General features: G+C 69.5%; 16 protein-coding genes. 4 read left to right on the top strand and 12 right to left on the bottom strand.

Annotated features, from left to right (window positions below; all coding sequences use genetic code 11):
- Positions 1-37 precede the first annotated feature (37 nt).
- Positions 38-5,011 carry an NAD-glutamate dehydrogenase gene (locus tag FCI23_RS02160; protein ID WP_136721668.1) on the bottom strand — a complete coding sequence of 1,658 codons (4,974 nt, stop codon included), beginning with the start codon at positions 5,009-5,011 and terminating at the stop codon, positions 38-40.
- Positions 5,012-5,239: 228 nt separating this feature from the next.
- Here FCI23_RS02160 and FCI23_RS02165 point away from each other — a divergent pair, with 228 nt between their 5' ends.
- Complete coding sequence (locus tag FCI23_RS02165; protein ID WP_136721669.1) at positions 5,240-5,806, top strand: DJ-1/PfpI family protein; 567 nt, start codon at positions 5,240-5,242, stop codon at positions 5,804-5,806.
- A gap of 254 nt (positions 5,807-6,060) precedes the next feature.
- On the opposite strand, the gene FCI23_RS02170 is transcribed toward FCI23_RS02165, so the two are convergent.
- From FCI23_RS02170 to FCI23_RS02180, 3 genes are all read right to left on the bottom strand, one after another.
- Complete coding sequence (locus FCI23_RS02170; protein ID WP_136721670.1) at positions 6,061-8,358, bottom strand: LuxR C-terminal-related transcriptional regulator; 2,298 nt, start codon at positions 8,356-8,358, stop codon at positions 6,061-6,063.
- Between the two features lie 123 nt (positions 8,359-8,481).
- Positions 8,482-9,165, bottom strand: a complete 684-nt coding sequence (locus FCI23_RS02175; protein ID WP_211265175.1) for an HAD family hydrolase — start codon at positions 9,163-9,165, stop codon at positions 8,482-8,484.
- 78 nt (positions 9,166-9,243) lie between these two features.
- Positions 9,244-9,750, bottom strand: a complete 507-nt coding sequence (locus FCI23_RS02180) for a DUF6912 family protein (RefSeq protein ID WP_136721671.1) — start codon at positions 9,748-9,750, stop codon at positions 9,244-9,246.
- Positions 9,751-9,911: 161 nt separating this feature from the next.
- On the opposite strand from FCI23_RS02180, the gene FCI23_RS02185 reads away from it, so the two are divergent.
- Complete coding sequence (locus FCI23_RS02185; RefSeq protein WP_136721672.1) at positions 9,912-10,334, top strand: Rv3235 family protein; 423 nt, start codon at positions 9,912-9,914, stop codon at positions 10,332-10,334.
- A gap of 112 nt (positions 10,335-10,446) precedes the next feature.
- Here the strand turns inward: FCI23_RS02185 and secA are convergent, their stop codons facing one another.
- Positions 10,447-13,272, bottom strand: coding sequence for a preprotein translocase subunit SecA (gene secA, locus FCI23_RS02190; protein WP_136721673.1), 2,826 nt, complete (start codon positions 13,270-13,272; stop codon positions 10,447-10,449).
- 194 nt (positions 13,273-13,466) lie between these two features.
- Between secA and FCI23_RS02195 the strand changes: the two genes are divergently transcribed.
- Together FCI23_RS02195 and FCI23_RS02200 are read left to right on the top strand one after the other, a co-directional pair.
- A complete protein-coding gene (locus tag FCI23_RS02195) occupies positions 13,467-14,057 on the top strand; it encodes a GNAT family N-acetyltransferase (RefSeq protein WP_136721674.1) in 591 nt (196 codons plus the stop codon).
- A gap of 37 nt (positions 14,058-14,094) precedes the next feature.
- A complete protein-coding gene (locus FCI23_RS02200) occupies positions 14,095-15,321 on the top strand; it encodes a winged helix-turn-helix domain-containing protein (protein WP_136721675.1) in 1,227 nt (408 codons plus the stop codon).
- 20 nt (positions 15,322-15,341) lie between these two features.
- Here the strand turns inward: FCI23_RS02200 and FCI23_RS02205 are convergent, their stop codons facing one another.
- The 7 genes from FCI23_RS02205 to mtnA form a co-directional block, all read right to left on the bottom strand.
- Positions 15,342-16,061 (bottom strand): response regulator, encoded by a 720-nt coding sequence (locus tag FCI23_RS02205; RefSeq protein ID WP_136721676.1) that lies wholly within the window; start codon positions 16,059-16,061, stop codon positions 15,342-15,344.
- A 166-nt stretch (positions 16,062-16,227) separates the two neighbouring features.
- Positions 16,228-16,908, bottom strand: a complete 681-nt coding sequence (hpf, locus tag FCI23_RS02210; RefSeq protein ID WP_136721677.1) for a ribosome hibernation-promoting factor, HPF/YfiA family — start codon at positions 16,906-16,908, stop codon at positions 16,228-16,230.
- 437 nt (positions 16,909-17,345) lie between these two features.
- Positions 17,346-18,044, bottom strand: a complete 699-nt coding sequence (locus FCI23_RS02215; RefSeq protein WP_136721678.1) for a ComF family protein — start codon at positions 18,042-18,044, stop codon at positions 17,346-17,348.
- Positions 18,045-18,149: 105 nt separating this feature from the next.
- The gene (locus tag FCI23_RS02220) at positions 18,150-19,970 is read right to left on the bottom strand and encodes an LpqB family beta-propeller domain-containing protein (protein WP_246143212.1); all 1,821 of its coding nucleotides are present in this window, start codon (positions 19,968-19,970) and stop codon (positions 18,150-18,152) included.
- Complete coding sequence (mtrB, locus tag FCI23_RS02225; RefSeq protein WP_136721728.1) at positions 19,970-21,949, bottom strand: MtrAB system histidine kinase MtrB; 1,980 nt, start codon at positions 21,947-21,949, stop codon at positions 19,970-19,972. The genes FCI23_RS02220 and mtrB overlap by 1 nt, the downstream gene beginning before the upstream one ends.
- A gap of 28 nt (positions 21,950-21,977) precedes the next feature.
- Positions 21,978-22,655 carry a two-component system response regulator MtrA gene (gene mtrA / locus FCI23_RS02230; protein ID WP_136721679.1) on the bottom strand — a complete coding sequence of 226 codons (678 nt, stop codon included), beginning with the start codon at positions 22,653-22,655 and terminating at the stop codon, positions 21,978-21,980.
- 7 nt (positions 22,656-22,662) lie between these two features.
- A complete protein-coding gene (mtnA, locus tag FCI23_RS02235; protein ID WP_136721680.1) occupies positions 22,663-23,793 on the bottom strand; it encodes an S-methyl-5-thioribose-1-phosphate isomerase in 1,131 nt (376 codons plus the stop codon).
- Positions 23,794-23,865 lie beyond the last annotated feature (72 nt).

The following is a 23,865-nucleotide window of genomic DNA, read 5'->3' on the forward strand; positions in this document are numbered from 1 at the left end:
GCTCAAGGCCCAGGGCTCAAGGCCCTGGGCCCTGAGCTCAACGGTGCGTACGCAGCAGCGTACGGATCGTACGCATCGCCACCGACAGGTTCGCCAGGTCGAACGACTCGGAGCTCTGGATCTCCTCCAGCGTCGCCCGCGCCCGCCCGATGATCGCCGCGTTCGCCGCCTCCCAGGTGGCGAAACGCTGCTCCGGAGTAGAGATCCCGTTCCCGGCCGACAGCACATCGGCCGTGAGCGCCGCGTGCGCCGCGAAAAGCTCTTCGCGGATGGCCACCCGGGCCATCGACTGCCAGCGGTCGGCACGCGGCAGTTCGGTGATGCGGTCGAGCAGCTGGCTGATCTGGAGCCGGTCGGCGAGGTCGTAGTAGACCTCGGCGACATCGAGGGGGTCCTTGCCGACCCGGTCGGCGACGTCGACGATGTCGAGGACCGGGAAGACGGAGGAGAGGCCGGCCACCCGGGTGGCGAGTTCCTCGGGGACATTCGCGCCCGTCAGCTCGTCGTGGATGTCCTGATACCACTCCAGGTCCCGGCCACGCAGCAGCTTGGGCAGGATGCCCCACACAGTCGGGACGCCGTCGCGGAAGAAGTCGATCGTCTCGGCGATCTGGAGCGGTTGCGGCCGGTTGTTGAGCAGCCAGCGGGTGCCGCGCTCGACAAGCCGCCGCGAGTGCAGCCGGATACGGGTCTGGACCGGGGCGGGGACGGTGTTGTCGAGGGCCTCGACGTCGTCCCAGATCCGGCCGAGCCCGAAGATGACGCGGGCGGCGGCATGGGCGCGGACGATCTCCTCCGTCGTGGCCCCGGTCTCTTCGTGGAAGCGGTGCAGGAAGGTGCTACCGGCCGTGTTGACGGTGTCGTTGACCAGGATGGTGGTGACGATCTCGCGGTGCAGCGCGTGGTTGTCGATCTGGCCGGTGAAGCTCTCTCGCAGGGCGTGCGGGAAGTACGCGTGCAACAGGTTCGGCAGATACGGGTCGTCGGGCAGGCCGGTGGCGATCAGTTCATCGGCAATGGTGATCTTGGTGTAGGCGAGGAGCACCGAGAGTTCGGGCTGGGTGAGACCCTGGCCGGCGCCCAGCCGCTCGCGGATCTGCCGGTCGGTGGGGAGGAATTCGAGTGACCGGTCCAGGAAGCCGTCACGCACCAGCTTGCGCAGGTAGCGCTGCTGGACGTGGAGCATGTCGCCGGCCTGGGCCATGCCGTTGGCGAGGGCGACATTCTGGGCGTAGTTGTTGCGGAGCACCAGCGCGCCGACCTCGTCGGTCATCTCGGCGAGCAGAACGTTGCGCTGCTTGACGGTCATGTCTCCGTCGGCGACCACAGCGTTGAGCAGGATCTTGATGTTGACCTCGTGGTCGGAGGCGTCCACACCGGCGCTGTTGTCGATGGCGTCGGTGTTGCACCTTCCTCCTGAACCACCGGGGCCGCCGCTCAGCGCGAACTCGATCCGGCCGAGCTGGGTGAGGCCCAGGTTGCCGCCCTCGCCGACGACCTTGGCCCGGAGGTCGGCACCGTCGACGCGGATGGCGTCGTTGGCCTTGTCGCCGACGTCGGCGTGCGTCTCGGTGGAGGCCTTGACGTAGGTGCCGATGCCGCCGTTCCACAGCAGGTCGACCGGCGCCTGGAGGATGGTCTTCATCAGCTCGGCGGGGGTGAGCTTGCTGACGCCCGAGTCGATACCGAGGGCCTTGCGGACCGCGGCGGTGATGGGGATCGACTTGGCGGTACGGGGGTGGATGCCGCCGCCGGCGGAGATCAGCGACTTGTCGTAGTCGGCCCAGGAGGACCGGGGCAGTTCAAACAGTCGGCGGCGCTCCGCGTAGGAGGTCGCGGCGTCCGGCGTGGGGTCGAGGAAGATGTGCCGGTGGTCGAAGGCGGCGACGAGCCGGATGTGCTCGCTGAGCAGCATGCCGTTGCCGAAGACGTCGCCGGACATGTCGCCGACGCCGACGACGGTGAAGTCCTCGGTCTGGGTGTTGTGGCCCATCTCGCGGAAGTGCCGTTCGACGGATTCCCAGGCGCCCTTGGCGGTGATGCCCATCTTCTTGTGGTCGTAGCCGACCGAGCCGCCGGAGGCGAAGGCGTCGCCGAGCCAGAAGCCGTAGGAGACGGCAACCTCGTTGGCGATGTCGGAGAAGGAGGCGGTGCCCTTGTCCGCGGCCACGACGAGGTAGGTGTCGTCCCCGTCGTGCCGGACTACGTCTCGTGGCGGCACGACCTCGCCGCCGACGAGGTTGTCGGTGATGTCGAGCAGGCCGGAGATGAAGGTCTTGTACGAGGCGATGCCCTCGGCGAGCCACGCGTCGCGGTCCACGGACGGGTCGGGCAGCCGCTTGCCGACGAAACCGCCCTTGGCGCCGACCGGCACGATCACGGTGTTCTTCACCATCTGGGCCTTGACCAGGCCGAGGACCTCGGTGCGGAAGTCCTCGCGCCGGTCGGACCAGCGCAGGCCGCCGCGGGCGACCTTGCCGAAGCGCAGGTGGACGCCCTCCACGCGCGGGGAGTAGACCCAGATCTCGTAGGCGGGGCGGGGCGCCGGCAGGTCGGGGATGGACCGCGGGTCGAACTTCACCGAGAAGTAGGAGTGCGGCTTGCCGTCGCTCGCGCGCTGGAAGTAGTTGGTCCGCAGGGTCGCCTTGATGAGGGTGAGGAAGGCCCGCAGGATGCGGTCCTCGTCGAGGCTGGCGACCTGGTCGAGGGCGGCGTCCAGCTCCTCCAGGAGGGCGTCGGTGAGCTCGCTGCCGGCCCGCTGGTGGTCGGGGGACATCCGGGCCTGGAAGAGGTTGACCAGCAGCCGGGTGGTGTGGACGTTGGTTCGAAGGGTGTCCTCCATATAGTCCTGGCTGAAGGTGGAGCCGGCCTGCCGCAGGTACTTGGCGTACGCGCGGAGCACCATGGCCTGCCGCCAGGTCAGCCCGGCGCGCAGGACGAGGGAGTTGAAGCCGTCGTTCTCGGCATCGCCGGTCCAGGTGGCCGCGAAGGCGTCCTGGAAGCGTTCGCGGGCGTCGTCGCCGAGGTCACCGAGGGACGGGTCGAGGCGCAGGCCGAAGTCGTAGACCCAGGCGTAACTGCCGTCGGAGCGGCGCAGTTCGTACGGACGCTCGTCGACGACCTCGACGCCGAGGTGCTGGAGTACGGGGAGGACCGCCGAGAGGGAGACGGGGTCACCGGTGCGGTAGATCTTGAAGCGGCGCTCGCCGGGTCCCGCGCTGACCGGCTCGTAGAGGCTGAGCGCGAAGTTCGGGTCGTCCGGGCCGCCGCTCCCGATCCGCTCGATGCGCTGCAGGTCGGCGACGGCGGTGCGGGAGGTGAAGTCGGCCTTGTAACCCTCGGGGAAGGCGTTCGCGTAGCGGCGGGCCAGCTCGGCCGCGCGCTCCTCACCGCATTCGGCCAGGAGCGAGTCGGCGAAGCCGTCGGCCCAGAAGCGGGTGGCGTGGGAGAGCCGGTTCTCGATCCGCTCGATGTCGGCATCGGTGAGGTGGCGCAGTTCGGTACCGGGCTCCACGCGCACCAGGAAGTGCAGCCTGGACAGCACGGATTCGGTGTGCAGGGCGGTGAAGTCGACGGGATGCCGGCCGTTCAGCTCCTCGACGAGGATGTCGGTGAGCTTGAGCCGTACGTCGGTGGTGAAGCGGTCGCGCGGCAGATACACCAGCGCCGAGTAGTAGCGCCCGTACTCGTCCTGCCGCAGGAACAGCCGCAGCCGTCGCCGCTCCTGGAGGTAGAGCACGCTGGTGACGATGGAGAGCAGCTGGTCGGCGGGGGTCTGGAAGAGCTCGTCGCGCGGGTAGGTTTCCAGGATCTGCAGCAGGTCGCGGCCGTCGTGGCTCTCGGGGCCGACGCCGGCCTTCTCCAGGACCTCCCGCACCTTGCGGCGGACCACCGGGACCCGGCGTACGGACTCGGTGTAGGCGGCCGAGGAGAACAGTCCCAGGAAGCGGCGTTCCCCGATCACATTGCCGTCGGCGTCGAACTTCTTGACGCCTACGTAGTCGAGGTATGAACGGCGGTGCACCGTGGAGCGGCTGTTGGCCTTGGTGAGGACCAGCAACTTGTGCTCGCGGGCCTTGGCGCGGACATCGCGGGGCAGCCGGTGGAAGGACGGCGAGACGGGGTGCGCGGTGTACTCGTCCTCGGTGTGGTGCGGATCGGAGCGCAGAATGCCCAGGCCGGTGCCGGGGACGGCGGCCAGCACATCCTCGTCGCCGCCCTCGGGGGCCGGCCCGGTGGTGAGTTCGTACTCGCGGTAGCCGAGGAAGGTGAAGTGGTCCAGGGCGAGCCAGCGCAGCAGCTCCTCGGCCTCCGCGACCTCCCCGGCAGGGAGCGGCTGCGCGGCGGTGTGCAGTTCGTCGGCGACACGCAGGGCCGCGTCGTGCATCTTCGTCCAGTCCTCGACGGCCTCGCGGACGTCGGACAGGACCCTGCGCAGGTCGGCGGTGATCCGCTTGAGGTCGTCGCGGTCGGTCTCGCGGTCGGTCTCGACATGGATCCAGGACTCGATCAGCGCGTCGTGCGGCAGCTCGGAGCGGTCGGCCGCACGCATGCCGTCGGCGTCGAGGATCTCCAGGAGCTTGCCGGTGACATCCCGGCGCACCACGATCTGCGGGTGCACCACCACATGGATGGCGCGTTCCTGGCGGGAGAGCTCATTGGTGACGGAGTCGACCAGGAACGGCATGTCGTCGGTGACCACCTCGACGACCGTGTGGGTGCACTGCCAGCCGTTCTCCTCCACCGTGGGGGTGTGCACACGGACGTTCGCGGTGCCCTGGGGACGGACCTCGGCGAGACGGTAGTGGGAGAACGCGGCGCCGAACACATCGACCGGGTCGCGACCGAGCAGGTCCTCGGGTGCGGTGTGCAGGTAGTACCGCTGGAGGAAAGCGGTGAGCGTCTCGGTGTCCAGCCCTGGGCCGCCTTGCCCCCTCAGCGGGCTGTTCTCAGCTACCCGGGCCGCGCGTGCGAGCAGCTCGGCCTTGTCCTCGTCCAGCTTGGTCTGCATGTCCTCTGACTCCTGTCGCGCGCCATTGCGTGACGTAGGTGGTGTGCATGTACCGGGAATTACGCCCCGCTGCATAGATCAGCGCTGATCACGATGCAAGGCTATCGCCCTGCCCCCGGAGGCTGTCAGGCGCTTCATATGTACAAGAAGTTTCAGCGTCTCTGCCTAAGTGGACAGTGCGGTGGATCGGGTGCACGTTGGGGGTGAGACGAGAAGAGGTGTGGCGGCATGGCAGCCAAGATCTTGATCGTGACCGGCGACGCGGCGGAGTCGCTGGAAGTCCTCTACCCGTACCAGCGTCTTCGCGAGGAGGGCTACGAGGTGCACGTCGCGGCCCCGACGGCCAAAAAACTCCAGTTCGTGGTGCACGATTTCGTCGACGGCTTCGACACGTACACCGAGAAGCCCGGGTACACCTGGCCTGCCGACCTCGCGTTCTCCGATGTCGACCCCGGGCAGTACGTGGCCCTGGTGATCCCGGGCGGCCGGGCGCCGGAGTACCTGCGCAACGACCCGGAACTGCGGAAGGTGACCAAGGCGTTCTTCGACGCCGACAAGCCGGTGGCGCAGATCTGCCACGGGCCGCTGCTCACGGCGGCGGTCGGCGCGCTCAATGGGCGGCGGGTCACCGCGTACCCGGCGCTGGAGCCGGACATGTGGGCGGCCGGGGCGGCGTTCCAGGACTCCGAGGCGGTGGTGGACGGGGTGCTGGTGTCGGCGCGGGCCTGGCCGGACCACTCGGCGTGGATGCGTGCGTTCATCAGTGTGCTGAGGGCGAAGGCACCGGTTCAGTAGGCCATGAGGTGCTGCGGTTCAGGGTGCTGCGGTTCAGGGTGCTGCGGTTCAGGGTGCTGCGGCTCGCGGTTGGGGCGCCGGTAGTGCGTCTGCCGTAGGGGAGGCATGGTCATGGCCGGCGCCCCGCCGTGTCCGCGTCCCAGTGCGACGTGGTGACCCCAGTCTGGGGCAGCCGAAGTCCGGAACATCCCGCTCCGGCACAGATCAGTACACCTATAACGTGTTCGCGCCGCTCTGTAGGCATACCTACATGCCTACATGTCACCGGCGAGTGCGGCGATCTGGGTGCGGGAAGTGGCACCGAGTTTGGCGAGAATGTGCTCCACATGAGCGTCTGCGGTGCGCTTGGAAATCACCAGCTTCTCGGCGATCTCCCTGTTCGACAGGCCCTGCACGACAAGCGCCGCCACTTCCCGCTCCCTGCGGGTGAGGCCGTCCGGGCCGCCGGGCCGGTGACCCGGGTCCCGCTCGGCGAGGTGGGTCGGGGTGTCCGCGTCGGCCAGCACCAGCGCTACTGCGCGGTCCAACGGCAACTGCGTACCTAGTTCGAACAACTGCTCGTAAGTATCACTCCCCAGGGCGGCGCGAGCGGCGGACTCGGAGCGGTCGTGCTGCCGAAGCAGCGTACGGACCCCGAACATCGGCGTGCCGATCCGGCGCCACAGGGTCTGCGCGGCCCCGAGCATCCACGCGGTGCGGGCGTACCGCCGGTCCTGGGCGGCGACCCACGCGAGCGCCTCCGTGCAATGGGCGAGGCCCCAGACCTCGCCCAGCCGGCGCTTCAGCTCCATCGCGCTGCGGATCAGCCGGGCGCACTCGGCGCGATCGCTGGCGTCCCAGGCGACGATGCCCTTGATCAGGAGGATATTCGAGGTGATCATGCACTCGCCCTCGGTGGCGCCGAGGTAGCGCAGCGCCTGGTCGCACATCTCGACCGCGCCCGGGATGTCATCAAGGACCGCCCGCAGGAACGCACCCTGGTAATACGAGATCACGAGGCCGAGCCGGTCGTCCAGGGCACGCAGCCGGGCATGCGCGTCGTCGAGGTAGCCGGCGGCCCGGTCCGCGTCCCCGTACAGCCCGTGAACACCGCCGATATAGCCCAGCGCATAGGCCAGGACGGTCTCGTCGCCCACCTGTTCGGCGGTGCGGCGGGCCTCCTGGAAACGGTCCATCGCCGGTTCCAGATCTCCCTGCATCAGGGCGAGGATGCCCGACACGACCAGCGCGTGGGCCCGCCCCGACCCGGGCCGGGGGTGGCGCGACAGCCCCTTGTCGATCCAGTGTCGGCCCTCGGACAGCAGGCCGGCCGTCTGCCAGAACGCCCACAGCTTGGTGGCCATCACCATCCCGGACAACAGGCCCTCCGGTTCGGCGAAGGCGTACTCCAGGGCGGCCCGCACATTCGCCCGGTCGCTGTGCAGCGCCTGGTAGAGCGGCACCTGGTCGGCGGTGAGCAGCCGGTCGTAGAACCGCTCGGCGAGCGCCACATGGTGATCGCGGTGCCGGCGTCGGCAGGCCGCGGCGTCGCCGGTCTGGACCAGCCACTCGGTACCGTACTGGCGGATGGTGTCGAGCAGGCGGTACCGGCCGCCTGTGCCGTCGCCACCGTCGACTCTCAGGACGACCGACTTGTCGACCAGCGCGATCAGATGCTCCACGACCTCCTCGGCCGGGAGATCCCCGCCCGAGCAGACCTGCTCCACGGCCGCCAGGTCGAACGAGCCCGCGAAGACCGACAGCCGGGCCCACAGCAGCCGCTCCTGCGGCGAGCACAGCTCGTGCGACCAGCCGATCGCCGTACGCAGTGTCTGGTGGCGCGGCAGTGAGGTACGCCGGCCGCCGGTCAGGATCCGGAAACGGTCCTCCAGACGGGCGACCAGGTGCGTCAGCGGCAGGGCCCGCAGCCGCACCGTCGCCAGCTCTATGGCCAGCGGGATGCCGTCCAGGCGGAGGCAGAGCGCTGTGACGTCGCCCCGGTTGGCGTCACTGACCACGAAGCCGGGCACCACGGCCGCCGCCCGGCGGGCGAAAAGCACCACGGCATCCGGCAACGGCAACGGCGGAACCTGGAAGGTGTGCTCACCAGGCACGTCCAGCGGCTGCCTGCTGGTGGCCAGCACGCTCACCCGGGGCGCCTCCCGGAGCACCACATCGGCGAACATCGCGCACGCGTCCACCAGGTGCTCACAGGTGTCCAGCACGATCAGCAGATGCTTGTCCCGCAGATACTCCACCACATCGTCCAGCGGCGGCCGTGCCGCCTGCCCCGGCACTCCCAGCACCATGGCCAGACAGTGCGGCAACAGCTCCGGGTCCCGCAGCTCCGACAGCTCGGCCAGCACCACCCCGTCGGCGTAGCTCTGTCTCAGATCGGCCGCCGTCCGCAACGCCACCCGGCTCTTGCCCACCCCGCCAGGACCCGCGAGCGTCACCAGCCGGGCCTGCCCCAGCATCGCCCGTACCCGGGTGAGTTCCTCACCTCTTCCGATCAACTCGGTCACTTCCGCCGGGAGTTCCCCACCACGCCGCCCACTGAAGCCGAGTGCCATGCATCACAGCGTACGCAGGCTGCTACACGAGGTGAACAATGTCGTTGAATTACCCATGCATTTACGCCGCGCCCTTCCCCGCATTCCCCGCGCCCCAGCCGGCAAGGCCGCCTCGGGCGCAGGTCAGAACACCAGTTGCTCCGCCGCCAGCACCGCCTCCGCCAGGGTGTCCACCACCGGCACCCCCGCTGCCTCCAGGCTCGTCCTGCAGTGCGAGCCCCCCGTGTACAGCACCGCGTGGGCCCCCGCGCGCCCGGCCGCCACCGCGTCGTCCACCGCGTCCCCGATCACCACCACGCTGCGCGGATCCACTCCCTCTATCGCCGCCAGATGCCGCACCATCTGCTCCGTCTTCCCTCCGTGCGACGCGCCGACGCGCCCGTCCACCCGTACGAAGTGCTCCTCGATGCCATACATCCGGACAATGGGCACCAACTGCTCATGCGGGGCCAACGAGCACAACGACTGCGTCAGCCCCGCCGCTCTGCGCTGCGCCAGCAACTCCGCCGCGCCCTCCGTGAGGCCGCAGGTGCCGGCGAGCGTCCAGTAGTGGCGGTGGAATATCTCATCCATCACCCCCCACTCGGCCTCTGTCGGCAGCCGCCCCATCAGCCGCTCATAGAACTTCGGCACCGGCACGCAGTACAGCTCCCGATACCGCTCCAGCGTGATCCGTGGGAGGCCTATTTCGGCGAACGAGGCGTTCGTCGCCTCGAGCACGGCGTCAATGTCATGGAGCAGCGTGCCGTTCCAGTCCCACACAAGATGAGCGTTCACACCCCGCACCGTACCCACCACCACCGACATTCCGACAGACCCCGAGGTGGAGCAGGGCTCGCGGACCCCGACCGCTCCCCCTCCGCGCGGGCGTACCCGATCAGGCGATCAGGCGATCAGACCGGGGATCTCCTGCGTCGCGTACCAGAGCAACTCATGGTCCTCCGCGCCGTCGACGACAAAGCGCGCGTCGTCATCCCCGAGATCCGCCGCACCCAGCACGTCCGCGGCCGCTGCCACATCCCCCTCCGCGCCGGAGGCGTCGACATGGACGGCAGCGGCCTTCGCGAGCGGCGCGGGCCCGGTCAGCCGGACCTCTCCGAGCGCCGAGGCGTCGAGGCCGCGGTCCGGATCGTAGGCGACGGCCGTGTCCGCCACATCCACGGCGACGACCACGCGCCGCCGGGGCGCGCCCGGGTCCGTGGCGAGCAGCCGCAGGGACGCCTGCGCGGCCCGAGTGAGCGCGGCGTACTCCAGCTCTTCGATGTCGTCGGAGACATACCACTCACGCAGCGCCGGGGTCACCGCGTAGGCATCGATCGGCGCCGGGCCCAGCTCCCCGGATTTGTGTGCTTCGGCAAGGCCGGGAAGGGTTGTGGGGATATAGACGCGCATGGCTGTCAGCATACGTGCGTACATGCGGCACCACGCTGATAGGTGAACTCCGGTGTCCCGGGCGTTCCCTCCCGCGGGCCGTTGTCCGGCGCCGCCTGGCTCCGTAGAACCGCGTTACCGGCCGGTAAGGCCGAGGTTCACCGAGCCACGGGGGTACGACCATGTCCGGAAGGACAGTCACCACAGTCACGACGGTCCCGAAGCGCAGCCGCCACGATCACCGGCGGCCGCCGGGGCCGGCGAGGACCAGGACCGCGCCGTCCAGCGTGCCGCCGCACGTCTTTTTCGCCACCCGGCTGCTGGACGTGCTCACCGGCCGCAGGCCGATCACCTGCCTGGCGGGGCATGTGCCCGCCGCGATGTACGACCGGTTGTGGGAGCTGCTCAGCGCCCGCGGAGACTGGCGGGAAATGGTCCGCGGGCACATCCCGCACGTAAAGCGCTGCCTGTACTCGCTCACCCACGACGACGCGCTCGAAGTGACCGCCGTCGTCACTCTGGCCCCGGACCGGATCCGCGCCATCGCCTTCCGTCTCGAACGCGGCACCGACGGCTGGCGCTGCACCGCGGCGGAGGCGCACTGACCGAGGAAGCAAGCACAGGCAGCGCGGGAGCAAGCGGGAGCACAGGAGCAAGCAGAAACACGGCGGGGCCGGGCCCCAAGAAGGAACCCGGCCCCGCCGTGTGCTCCGCGCGCTACTTCTTGCGGCGCCGCCCGCCCTTGGCGGCCTTGCGGCGCTCCGCACGCGTCAGACCGTCGGAGTCGGCGTCGGCGCCCTCCGGCCCGAAGCTGTCACCGTTCTCGAAGTCGCCCGTGACGACACCGCCCTCGCCGTCCACCGTGGGGGCGGAGAAGTGCAGCCGGTCCGCCCGCTTCGGGGCCTCCAGGCCCTTCGCACGAATCTCGGGCCGGGCGTCCTGCTTCACCAGTGAGGGCGCCCCACCGGAGCCCGCCTCGACCGCCTCGGCGTCCGCGACCGGGACCTCCTCGACCTGCTGTTCGACCTGGACCTCCAGGTTGAACAGATAGCCGACGGACTCCTCCTTGATGCCGTCCATCATGGCGTTGAACATGTCGAAGCCCTCACGCTGGTACTCGACCAGCGGGTCGCGCTGCGCCATGGCGCGCAGCCCGATGCCCTCCTGGAGGTAGTCCATCTCGTACAGGTGCTCGCGCCACTTGCGGTCCAGTACGGACAGCACGACGCGCCGCTCCAACTCACGCATGATCTCGGAGCCGAGCTGCTTCTCGCGCTCCTCGTACTGCTCGTGGATGTCGTCCTTGACCATCTCCCCGATGAACTCGGCGGTGATGCCGGCCCGGTCGCCCGCCGCGTCCTCCAGGTCGTCGACGGTGACCGTGACCGGGAAGAGCTGCTTGAAGGCGCCCCACAGCCGGTCCAGGTCCCAGTCCTCGGCGAAGCCCTCCTGGGTCTCGGCCGCGATGTAGTCGTCGATGGTGTCGTCCATGAAGTGCAGTACCTGCTCCTGCAGGTCCTCGCCCTCCAGGACGCGGCGGCGTTCGCCGTAGATGACCTCGCGCTGGCGGTTGAGGACCTCGTCGTACTTCAGGACGTTCTTACGGATCTCGAAGTTCTGCTGCTCTACCTGGGACTGCGCGGAGGCGATGGCCCGGGTCACCATCTTGTTCTCGATCGGGACATCGTCCGGCACATTGGCCATGGACATCACGCGCTCGACCATCTGGGCCTTGAACAGCCGCATGAGGTCGTCGCCGAGGGAGAGGTAGAAGCGGGACTCACCGGGGTCGCCCTGGCGGCCGGAGCGACCGCGCAGCTGGTTGTCGATCCGGCGCGACTCATGGCGCTCGGTGCCGAGGACATAGAGCCCGCCGAGCTCCTTGACCTCCTCGAACTCGGCCTTGACCGCCTCCTCGGCGCGCTCCAGGGCGGCCGGCAGCTCGGCCGCCCACTCCTCCAGGTGCTCGACCGGGTCCAGGCCGCGCTGGCGCAGCTCGGCCTCGGCGAGGTCGTCGGGGTTGCCGCCGAGCTTGATGTCGGTGCCGCGGCCGGCCATGTTCGTGGCGACGGTGACAGCGCCCTTGCGGCCGGCCTGGGCGATGATCGCCGCCTCACGGTCGTGCTGCTTGGCGTTGAGCACCTCGTGCGGGACGCCGCGCTTGGCGAGCTGCTGCGAGAGGTACTCGGACTTCTCGACCGAGACCGTGCCGACCAGCACCGGCTGGCCCTTCTCGTGCTTCTCGGCGATGTCGTCGACAACAGCCGCGAACTTCGCCTCCTCGGTGCGGTAGATCAGGTCCGCGCGGTCGATGCGCTGCATGTTCCGGTTGGTCGGGATCGGGACGACGCCGAGCTTGTAGATCTGGTGGAACTCGGCGGCCTCGGTCATGGCCGTACCGGTCATGCCGCAGAGCTTGTCGTACAGACGGAAGAAGTTCTGCAGAGTGATGGTGGCAAGGGTCTGGTTCTCGTCCTTGATGTCCACCTCTTCCTTCGCCTCGATCGCCTGGTGCATGCCCTCGTTGTAGCGGCGGCCGGCGAGAATACGGCCGGTGTGCTCGTCGACGATCATGACTTCGCCGTCCATGACGACGTAGTCCTTGTCCTTCTTGTAAAGCTCCTTGGCCTTGATCGCGTTGTTGAGGTAACCGACGAGCGGGGTGTTCACCGACTCGTAGAGGTTGTCGATGCCCAGCCAGTCCTCGACCTTGGCGACGCCGGACTCATGAATCGCTACGGTGCGCTTCTTCTCGTCGAAGTCGTAGTCGCCGGTCTCCTCCTTGCCCAGGCTGCCGGCCTCGCCGGGGTTCAGCCGGCGCACCAGCCTGGCGAAGTCGGAGTACCACTTAGTGGCCTGGTCCGCCGGACCGGAGATGATCAGCGGGGTACGGGCCTCGTCCACGAGGATCGAGTCGACCTCATCGACGATCGCGAAATTGTGGCCGCGCTGCACCAGCTCGTCCTGGGACCACGCCATGTTGTCGCGCAGATAGTCGAAGCCGAATTCGTTGTTGGTGCCGTATGTGATGTCGCACGCGTACATCTCGCGGCGCTGGGCCGGGTTCATGTTGGCGAGGATGCAGCCGACCTCGAGGCCGAGGAATTTGTGCACCCGGCCCATCCACTCCGAGTCGCGCTCGGCGAGGTAGTCGTTGGTCGTGATCAGGTGCACGCCCTTGCCCGACAGAGCGTTCAGATACGCGGGCAGGGTGCCGACCAGCGTCTTGCCCTCACCGGTGCGCATCTCGGCGACATGGCCGAGGTGCAGCGCGGCGCCGCCCATGAGCTGGACGTCGTAATGGCGCTGGCCGAGGACCCGCTTGGCGGCTTCACGAACGGTGGCGAACGCCTCGGGGAGCAGGTCGTCCAGGCTCTCGCCGTCGGCGTAGCGCTCCTTGTACTCGTCGGTGAGCGCCCGCAGCTCGGCGTCCGTCAGGCTGACGAAGTCCTCTTCAATGGAATTGACCTGGTCCGCGATGCGGTGCAATTTGCGCAGGATCTTGCCTTCGCCTGCACGCAGGATCTTGTTGAGGACGGACACGTAGGCTGGCTCCTTGCCGGTCGGGCCCAGATTCGCTGGCGCTGGGCGCAGCAGGGTGTACCCCGCTGCAACGGCCATCGTAAGCGAGGACCCCGCCCTGCCGGGAGGTCCGTCAACACACCGGTGGGTCTCAACCCGGACAGCAAGGGAAATCCCTTTCTCCGGAGGCACCCCCCTCAGGGATACTCCGGGGCATGGAGCCGACGACCCTCACCACCGAGCGGCTGGTGCTGCGCCCCTTCGGGCCGGCCGACACGGAGGCCCTGTACGCCGCCTGCCAGGACCCGGAGATCCCGCGCTGGACCCCCGTGCCGTCCCCGTACACGAAAGAGCACGCGGCGGCGTTCGTGGCGCAGACCTGTCCGGACGGCTGGCGCGACGACAGGCGGTACAACTTCGCCGTCACGGCCAAGGACGACGGGCGGCTGGTGGGGTGTATGGGCCTGGTGCGGCTTGAGCTGCTGCGGGCTCCGGAGCGGCAGGCGGAGCTCGGCTACTGGACGGTCAAGGAAGCGAGGCGCCGAGGCTATACGGCGGAGGCGGCGTCGGCCGTGACCCGCTGGGCGTTCGGGGAACTGGGTGTGGAGCGGCTGGAGTGGGTGGCGGAGGCCGGAAACACCGGGTCGCGGGCGGTGGCGCTGAAGACGGGGTTCCGGATGGAGGGCACCCTCCGCGCGAAGCTCGTCAGCAACGGAACCCGGCGCGACATGTGGGCCGGCTCGCTGCTCCCTTCCGACCTGGGGCTGCCGTCCGGGACGGTGTATCTGCCGCTGGCCGGCTCCTGACGCCGCGCTGTCAGAGCCTCGTCCTACGCTGACCGTCATGACTGTGACCCCGCCCCCGCCATCCGCGGCATCCGCGCCATCCGCTCCGTCCTCGCTGCTTGCGCTGTCCGCGCTGTCCGCCGACGAGGCCCGCCGGATAGCGCTGCGCGCGCAGGGGCTGCTCGGCGCGCCGGACCGCAGGGGCGGGGTACGGGGCGTGCTGCGACACCTGGGCGCGGTGCAGCTCGACACGATCTCGGTCCTGGCACGCTCGCACGAGCTGATTCCGTACGCACGGCTGGGCGCGGTAGGGCGTGACGCCGTGGAGTCGGCCTACTGGACCGAGACGCATGCCTTTGAGTACTGGTCGCACGCGGCATGCATCCTTCCGATCGAGGAGTGGCCGCACTTCGCCTTCCGGCGCCGCGCCTACCGCTCCCGGCCGCACTGGTACCACGACCTCCCGGACGGGGTGTACGACACCGTCATCAAGCAGCTGCGCACCGAGGGCCCGCTGACCGCGACCGAGCTCGGCGGGGCGAAGAACGGCGGCGAGTGGTGGGACTGGTCGGCCACCAAGGTCGCGGTCGAGCGGGCACTGATGTACGGCGAGGTGGTCTGTACCGGGCGCCGCAGCTGGAAGAGGGTCTACGACCTCGCCGAGCGCGCCGTCCCCGACACCCTGCTGCACGACGACCTCGATGACGCCGAATGCGTACGCAGGCTGGTCGCCCAGGCCGGTGCCGCGATGGGAGTCGCGACCCGGGCTGACCTGGCCGACTACCACCGCCTCAGAACCGAGCAGGTCGACGCGGTGATCGCCGACTCGGGACTGGTGCCGGTCGAGGTCGAGGGATGGGGAAAGCCCGCCTGGGCCGATCCGGCGGCACTGGCCGACCCGCCGCGCGGCCGGCACCGTACGACGCTGCTGTCGCCCTTCGACTCCCTGGTCTGGGACCGGCCGCGCACCGAACGGATCTTCGGATTCACGCACCGCCTCGAGGCGTACGTCCCCAAGCCGAAGCGCGTTCACGGCTACTTCGCGATGCCGCTGCTGGCCGGCGGCAGGCTGCTCGGCCGGGTGGACCCGGCCCGGGAGGGGCGGACGCTGGTCGCCAGGCAGGTATCGCTGCAGACCCCCAAGGCCGTCGAGCCCATGGCCCAGGCCCTCGCCGAGGCCGCTGACTGGGTCGGCTGCACCGAGGTACGGGTCGAGCTTGTGGTACAGACCGAGCTGCGCGCTCCACTCGTAGCGGCGCTCAACCGTGCCCACGACCGTCGCTGACGGCCGCCTGGTCTCGACGGCTACCTGATCTCCAGGATCTTCTCGCGCATCGCGTACACCACCGCCTCCATCCTGGAGTGCAGCTGAAGCTTCTCCAGGATGTTGCGCACATGGTTCTTCACGGTGTTCTCGCTGATGAAGAGCTCCTTGGCGATGTCCCGGTTGTTCATCCCGGTGGCGACGAGCTTGAGCACCTCCAGCTCGCGATCGGTCAGCTTGGGAGCCGGCACCAGCCGCCGCTCGTCCGTGCGCTGGATCATCGACTTGAACTCGGTGAGCAGCTTGGACGCCATGGACGGGCTGATCTGCGACTGGCCGTCGGCGACGGCGCGAATCGCGGTGGCGACCTCGTCCGTCGAGATCTCCTTCAGCAGATAGCCGGTGGCCCCGGCCTTGATCGCCTCGTAGAGGTCGGCCTCTTCATCGCTTATCGTCAGCATGATGATCTTGGCGCTCGGGGCCACCTCCTTGATGGAGGTACAGGCCTCGATGCCGCCCCGCCTGGGCATCCGGACATCCATCAGAACGATGTCGGGCAGCAGATCGGCGGCCTTGTCCACCGCTTCCGCCCCGTCTCCCGCCTCGCCGACGACCTGGATGTCGTCCTCCTGCGCGAGGACGATCTCCAGCCCACGCCGGAAGAGCGCGTGGTCGTCGACCACCAGGACGCGAATAGGCTCGGGCACGATCGTTTCCCGGCCTGCGTCACCGACGGCCGCAGGCTCGAAGCTGTCCGGCATCGGTTCTTCCCCCCAATGGGCCAGTGCCTCCGTCAGCTGCACTCGTTCGTGCTACGCCAACCAGAGGCTGCAGCCCGTATGTTGGCTGCCGTTCCATGATTTCACGCCCAGGCACGGTGTGGCGCCCCCGGGCGAAACAGGCCCAGGGGCGCCACCGGCGCGTCTGCTACCGGCTCAGGGCTCCGCCGGCGCCGGCGGGCGCTTCCCCGGCGGACGGGTCCGCCTTGAGATGGATGACGCCGTAGTCATAGCCGTGCCGCCGGTAGACCACACTCGGTTGTCCGGTGTCGGAGTCGATGAACAGGTAGAAGTCGTGCCCGACCAGCTCCATTTCGTAGAGCGCCTGGTCGAGCGCGATGGGCGCGGCCGCGTGGGTCTTCTCGCGGACCACCAGCGGCCCTTCGCCCTGGACCTCCATCGAAGCGATTCGGGTAGTGGGCACCTCGCCACGCGGCTCTCCGTCGGTACGGCTGCCGTTCAGCTCTCCGCCGAGCAGGCCCGCCGTCGCCTCGGCGACGCTGGTGGGGGTGCGGCTGCCGCCGCGGTGCACCCTGCGCTTGTCGGCCGCCTTGCGCAACCGCGCCTCAAGCTTGCTCACAGCGAGGTCGAGTGCCGCGTACGGGTCCGCCGCCGCGGCCTCCGCCCTTACCACCGGGCCACGTGTGAGCAGTGTGATCTCCACCCGGTCGCAACGGTCGGCCTGCCGGGGGTTGGGCTCCTTGGAAACCTCGACGTCCAGGCTGATCACCTTGCCGTCGAGCTTCTGGATCTTCTCCAGCTTCTCGGCCACGTGCTTCCGGAACCGCTCGGGCACCTCGGTCTTGCGGCCCTTGACGACGATGTCCACGCAGAACTCCGATCCGGACCGCCCCGCCACGCGGGGCGTATCCCTTGCGCTGAGGCCGGCGGGCACCAGGTCCCGCCCGGCACTGCGTTCGCTGCTGCCTCGCACTCCCAGAGGCCTCCGGGAGCGGCGAAGCCGCGCCTCTCACCCCCCTCCTCCCCCGCGAGACAGATCGAAACCCCACCAACTCTGGGTAGATTCCATCCCACCGTCCGAGGAACAGCAGGCGCTGCAATCCCTCACAACCGAACATAGACCCGTAGGACTCAGGGCGGCACCCTCAACGCCGCTATACCTCCGTTCGGGTGAATACGCGCTTGTTCTACCTGCAACGATGCCTTCGGTTTCGGAGTTCCGTTTCGTCCCAGGGCCAGGGCCTCCTCTCCGTCCCGGGACGGAGAGGGCTAACGAAAAGGCGAACGAAGAGCTGATCCGCCCTGTCATACGCCGAGGCGGCCGCCCTGCGTTTCATCGCGCGGGCCGGCCACCACAGCGGCTCCAGCCACCCGCCCGCCGACCGCCTCGACCGCCCGGGCCGCCGCGACCAGCGAAGCGCCCGTGGTCATCAGGTCGTCCACCAGGACCACCGGTGCGGCCTTCAGCAGCCGCCCGCTCCCGGGCCGGCCCGTCACTGCCCCCGACAGGTTCTCCAGCCGCTCGCGGGCGCTCAGCCCTGACTGGTCCGCAACGGCCCGCCCCTGCCGCAGCACAGCCGCGGCCCTCGCCCGTATCCCGTCCCGGCGCAGCTCCCGGGCCGCCACCAGCGTGATGCGTCGTATCGCGTCATGCCCGCGCACCGCGACCGCCCGCCGCGCCGAGGGCACCGGCACGAGCAGCATCACCCCACCGGGCGCCACCGCCCTCACTGCCCCCGCCAGCGCTTCGCCCAGCGGCCGCGCGAGCCCCGTCACCCCCCGTTCCTTGTGTGCGAGCAGCACCGCCCGCACCTCGTCCGCATACCCGGCCGCCGCCCACACTTCCGGAAGCCCCTCCGGCACCGGATCCGCCCGCACCTTCCTCACCCCCGCTCCGCACACCGCCGCCCGGCACTCCTCGCACAGCCCGGTCCGCGCCCGACCGCACCCCGCGCACTCCGCCGGAAACACCAATCCTGCGATCTCCCGCCACCACCCCCGCATGGATCAACCATGCCCTGGGCTCGCCGGGGGCGCCAGGGGGGTCGGAGAGCCTGTGGATAACTCTCGCTCCCTGCCCGGAGCGGCCCCCGGGAGAGTGCGGGACCGTCAGCCCGGGTAGACCGGCGAGCTGCCCTTCGGGGTGACTTCCTTCCAGTCCGCGTCCAACGGCAGCTGGAAGATGCCGTCGCCGAGCTCCGCCAGCAACGGCTTACTCTGGTTCTCGGAGGCCGCGACCGAGGCGACGCCGCCGTCCCCCTGCAGAGTCGGGCTGTAGGAGGCCGAACCGTCCGCGTCCACGTACTGGATCTGCTGGACCCCATTGGTGACGTTGCCGACCACCACCAGGCGACTCGCACCCGCCCAGGACGCCGCCTTCACGTCCTCCAGCTGCGGCGTGACCAAACGCAGCTCGGCCACCTTGATCTGTGGCTTCTGCTGTGTCCCGGACCGCTCGATACGCCCGAGCCGCAACGTCGTATGCCCGCTCTCGCGCACCACCAGAGCGATCCGCACGCCGTCCGCCGCGACCCGCAGCGACTCGATGCGCCCGCTGCCAAGGTCCGGTACCGCCACATCGACCGGGGTGCCGGCGCCGTCGCGCAGCATCAGCAGCCGAGGGCGGGCCGGGTCGCGGTCGGCCACCCACAGATTGCCGTACCCGTCCCAGCTCGGCGCGCTCAGCCCGTTCGTGGCGTCCTTCGCGGCGCTCCTCAGCACCGGTTGGCCCAGCGCGGCGCCCGTGGACAGCCCGGCGACGTACAGCGTGCGCCCATCGGTCTTGACACCCGCCGCGAACGTCTCGTCCCGCCGTACGGCGACCGATCCCAGCGGCACCTGGCCCTCCCCGAACGGCCCGAGCACGCGCTCGGCCGTCGTGGCGGTGCCGTACAGGCTCACCAGCCGGTGCGCGGTGTCGATGTAGAACTGGTGCGTGGCCGGCCCGGCCAGCACGCTGGGGGCGTAGGGCTGCGCCTGCTCGCTCCCCATCGAGCACAGTTGCTCACCGCCCGCCCCCTGCACCTCCACCGAACCCGCTTGTGACGATGCCAGGCCCTGCACCGTGTAGAAGAGCTGCGCGGCCATCCGCATGCACTGCTGCCCGTCGGGGACGGCAGCACCCTTCAACGGATTCAGCCTCAGATTCAGGCGCTGCGAGTCGTCCAGCGACACCGACTTCACGCCCGCGCCATCCGGGAACGCCGAGTCGACCACCGGATCCAGCCAGTTGGTCGGGCCGCCCAGCAGCGCCTTCACCGTGGACGACAGCAGGTCTATCCGCCCCCGCAGATACACCGGGTCGGGGACCAGCACCTCCCGCCGCTTCCCCGCCGACACCGCGTCGGGCCCGAGCTGCGCGAAGTAGTACATGTTGACTGATTGATAGATCCGCTGGAAGTCGGCCTCGCTGAGCACCAGTCCGTCGTCCAACCCGTCGATCCGCCACTCGCTGCCGACCTTGGACAGGTGGAAGTTGGTCTGGTAGGTCTCATCAGCGGTCTGGTAGGCGTGCTTGCCGTCGACAGTGCCGACCTGGTGCCCGGAGAGGCTGAATGTGTTCGAGTTCTCCTTGCTGTCGACGCCCCCGGGCTCCGCCACCGGCAACGGGCCGTCCTGCAGTACCGTGATCTTCGTATACGGATTCCAGCTCTTGCGCAGTCCGGGCGCCAGGTACAAACGCGCCGTGCCATACGTCGCCTCGTCGCTGGTCGTCGCCTCCAGGAAGCCGCGCACGATCTGATCCGGCGTCTCCCCCTTCTGCGGCTTGACTCCGTAGACCCGCACCTGGGAGTCGGCGTGCTGCCCAGGGCTGACCTTGCTCACCTCGCCGCTGCTGGGCATCGACGCACAGCCCGCGAGCAGCACGGCACAGCCGAGCAGCGCGAACGCCCTGGCCGGCCATGACAGAACCGCGCCCGACATGCGCATCAGCGCGTCTCCTCCCCAGCAGTGATCCGGCGGTCCGCACCGGCATCGCTCCCGGCCGTCGGCCCGGTGCCGGGCTGGGTGCCCGGTTCGGTACCAGCTTGCGCGGCGCTGTCCACCTGGCGTACTCCGTTCCCGGGCCCGTACACGGCCGACGACTGCCCGGACTGGCGACCCACGACCCGGGCCCCGTTCCCGGGCAGCGCCGCGGGGTCGGCGGCGGGCGGCCGCGGCGGAACAGGGGGCATGGGCGGTATCGCCGCCACGCGCGGGGAGGGCACGATGGGCGAGGGCGGCGTCCGGGGCGGCAGCCCAGCCGATTTCAGGCTGCGGTTGCGCCGCGAGTCCTCCGGCTCCAGCGCTATCGGCGAACCCCGCAGGCTCTCCCCTGCGGTGCGCGGCAGGGTCAGCCGGAACTGGGATCCGCCGCCGGGCTCGCCCCACGCCTGTAGCCAGCCCCCGTGCAGCCGGGCGTCCTCCACCGCGATGGACAGGCCGAGACCGGTGCCCCCAGTGGTGCGGGCACGCGCCGGGTCGGCCCGCCAGAAGCGGTTGAAGACCCGGGTCGCCTCGCCGGGCTTCAGACCGACGCCGTAATCCCGCACGGCGACGGCGACGGCGCCGCCCGCGGTGGCCATCCGTACGACCACATCGCGGCCCTCACCGTGCTCAACGGCGTTGACGAGAAGGTTGCGCAGCACACGCTCGACCCGGCGGGGGTCGGCCTCCGCGATCACCGGCTGCTCATCGCCTCGTACGACGACCCGGCTGCCCTTGCGCTCGGCGAGCGGCTCCGCGGCGTCGACCACCCGCCGTACCACGTCCCGCAGGTCTATCGGCTCGGCGGCCAGGTCAGCGGCTCCCGCATCGAAGCGGCTGATCTCCAGCAGGTCGGACAGGAGCGACTCGAAGCGGTCGAGCTGGTTCTGCAGCAGCTCGGCGGAGCGCGAGGTGACCGGGTCGAAGTCCTCGCGGGCGTCGTGGATGACGTCGGCGGCCATCCGGACGGTGGTCAACGGGGTGCGCAGCTCGTGCGAGACGTCCGAGACGAAGCGGCGCTGCATCCGGGAAAGGTCCTCGAGCTGCTGGATCTTCACCTGGAGGGTCTGCGCCATCTTGTTGAAGGACTCGCCGAGCCGCGCGATGTCGTCCTCGCCGGTGACCTTCATCCGTTCCTGGAGCCGCCCGGCGGCCAGCCGCTCGGAGATCCCGGCGGCCATCCGGACGGGGGTGACCACCTGACGCACGACGAGCCAGGCAATGGCGCCGAGCAGCACCACCATGAATATCCCGGCCGTCGCCAGGGTGCCCTTGACCAGGTTGAGGGTCTTCTCCTCCTGGTCGAAGGGGAAGAGGTAATACAGCTGGTAAGCATTGCCGCTGGGGTCCTTCATCCGCTCGCCGACAACCAGGGCGGCCTGGCCCTGCGGGTCGTCCGCGCGCTTCAGTGACGTGTACTGCTCCTGCGGCCCGGACTTAGTGTCCAGTACGGTCCGCAGCCCGGTCGGCACGCTGTCCTCGGGCAGTACGTCACCGGAGGCGCGCGGCCCGCGGGTGCCCTGACTGTCCTTGGTGAACGACTGCTGGTCACTGGCGGAGCTCAGCGCCACCACCGAGTACACGCCCTGGCCGCCGCTGGCGAGCTGCTCGATGAGGCTGTTCAGCCAGGTGCCGGAGTCGATCTGGCCGCGGCTCCCGGTGCCACCGGCCGAGCCGGTGCCATCGGTGGTCGCATTGGTCGCCTGCTGGGCTGCGAAGGCGAAACCGCTGACGGCCTGGCTCTGCGCGGCCTGCCGCTTGGCGTCGAGCAGCCCGTTCTTCACCTGGCCGATCACCACTATGCCGAGCAGCAGCACCACACCCAGCGACATCAGGAGAGTCGTGGCGACCACCTTCAGCTGGATGTTGCGCCGCCACAGCCGCATCGCGGGCAGCAGCGGGCGCCGCGCCCACCTGACAAACGAGCGCAGCACCGGCAGCATCAGTCCGCGCTCGTACGACGCCGACACGTCAGCCCGGACCGGCCTTGTAGCCCACCCCGCGCACCGTCACCACGATCTCGGGACGCTCCGGGTCCTTTTCGACCTTGGAGCGCAGCCGCTGGACGTGCACGTTGACCAGGCGGGTGTCCGCCGCGTGCCGGTACCCCCAAACCTGTTCCAAGAGCACCTCACGGGTGAAGACCTGCCACGGTTTGCGGGCGAGCGCGACCAGAAGGTCGAACTCCAGCGGTGTCAGCGCTATCGGCTGCCCCTCTCGCTTCACCGAGTGGCCGGCGACATCGATGACCAGGTCGCCGATGGTGAGCTGCTCCGGCGTCGGCTCCTCGGCGCGGCGCAGCCGGGCCCTTACCCGCGCGACAAGTTCCTTGGGCTTGAACGGCTTGACGACATAGTCGTCGGCACCGGACTCCAGGCCCACCACGATGTCGACCGTGTCACTCTTCGCGGTGAGCATGACGATGGGGACCCCGGACTCGGCCCGGATCTGGCGGCATACGTCGATGCCGTCCCGTCCGGGGAGCATGAGGTCGAGGAGGACCAGATCGGGCTTGGTCTCTCTGAATGCGGCGAGGGCCTTGTCACCGTCCGCGACGAACGACGGCTCAAAACCTTCTCCGCGCAGCACGATGCCAAGCATCTCTGCCAGTGCGGTGTCGTCGTCGACGACCAGGACGCGTCCCTTCATAGCCTCATCATCCCATTACCTGATCGTGACCTGGAGCACCGGGAGCGCCCAATGCCGCCAGAGCGTCCGCCGTAACAGGCGAAACCACGCCATTTTCGGTAACAATTGCCGTTATCAAATCAGCCGGTGTGATATCGAACGCAGGGTTGTACGCCTGGGTGCCCAGCGGCGCGACCGGACGGGCCGCCCACTCGGTCACCTCGTGCCCGGCCCGTTGCTCGACCTCGATGGACGCCCCGTCCGGGGTGCCCGGGTCGATGGTCGTGGTCGGCGCCACCACGATGAACGGCACCCTGTGGTACCTGGCCAGCACCGCCAACGGATAGCTCCCCACCTTGTTGGCGACCGAGCCGTCGGCAGCGATCCGGTCCGCGCCGATCAGCACCGCGTCCACCTCACCCGCAGAGAAGAGCGAGCCGGCCGCGTTGTCGGCGAGCAGCGTATACGCCATCCCGGTCCGAGCGGCCTCATACGCGGTCAGCCGGGCACCCTGCAGCAGCGGACGGGTCTCATCCACCCACAGCCGGCGCAGCTGCCCCGCCCGGTGCGCGGCGAGCACCACCGCGAGCGCCGTTCCCTCGCCCCCGGACACCAGTGCGCCGGTATTGCAGTGCGTGAGCAGCTGGTACCCGCCCCCGGGCACCAGCTCGCCCAGAAGCTCCAGGCCGCGCCGGGCCATGGCCGCGCTGGCTTCCGCGTCCTCGGCGTGCAGTCCACGGGCCTCGGCCAACGCCGCCGCGGCCGCCCGCTCCGGGGCCATACCCTCCGCCAGCGCCCTACGGTAGGCCGCAGCCGCCCGGCGCACGCCGTACCCCAGGTTGACGGCCGTCGGCCGGGCACGCGCCAGCAGCTCCGCCGCCTCGTCCACGTCGTATCCACGCACCGCGGCGAGCGCCACCCCGTACGCCCCCGCTATTCCCAGCAGCGGCGCACCCCGCACCGCCAGCGTGCGGATGGCCTCCAGCAGGGCCGGCACATCGGTACAGACCAGCTCAACCTCCTCGGTCGGCAGCCGAGTCTGGTCGAGCAGAATCAGCACCGGGCCTTCCGGCGGCTCCTCCCAGCGCAGTACGGATACCTCTTCCCGTGTTTGCTTCCAAGGACCGTTGGCCACGGATACCACGGAGTGATCAGCCATACGCCCAGTCTGCCGTGCCGGGCCCTGCCTTTTGAACGGTTCGGGCACGACGCATCCACGGATACGAATCCG

The sequence above is a fragment of the Actinacidiphila oryziradicis genome, assembly GCF_005047355.1.
Taxonomy (GTDB): Bacteria; Actinomycetota; Actinomycetes; order Streptomycetales; family Streptomycetaceae; genus Actinacidiphila; species Actinacidiphila oryziradicis.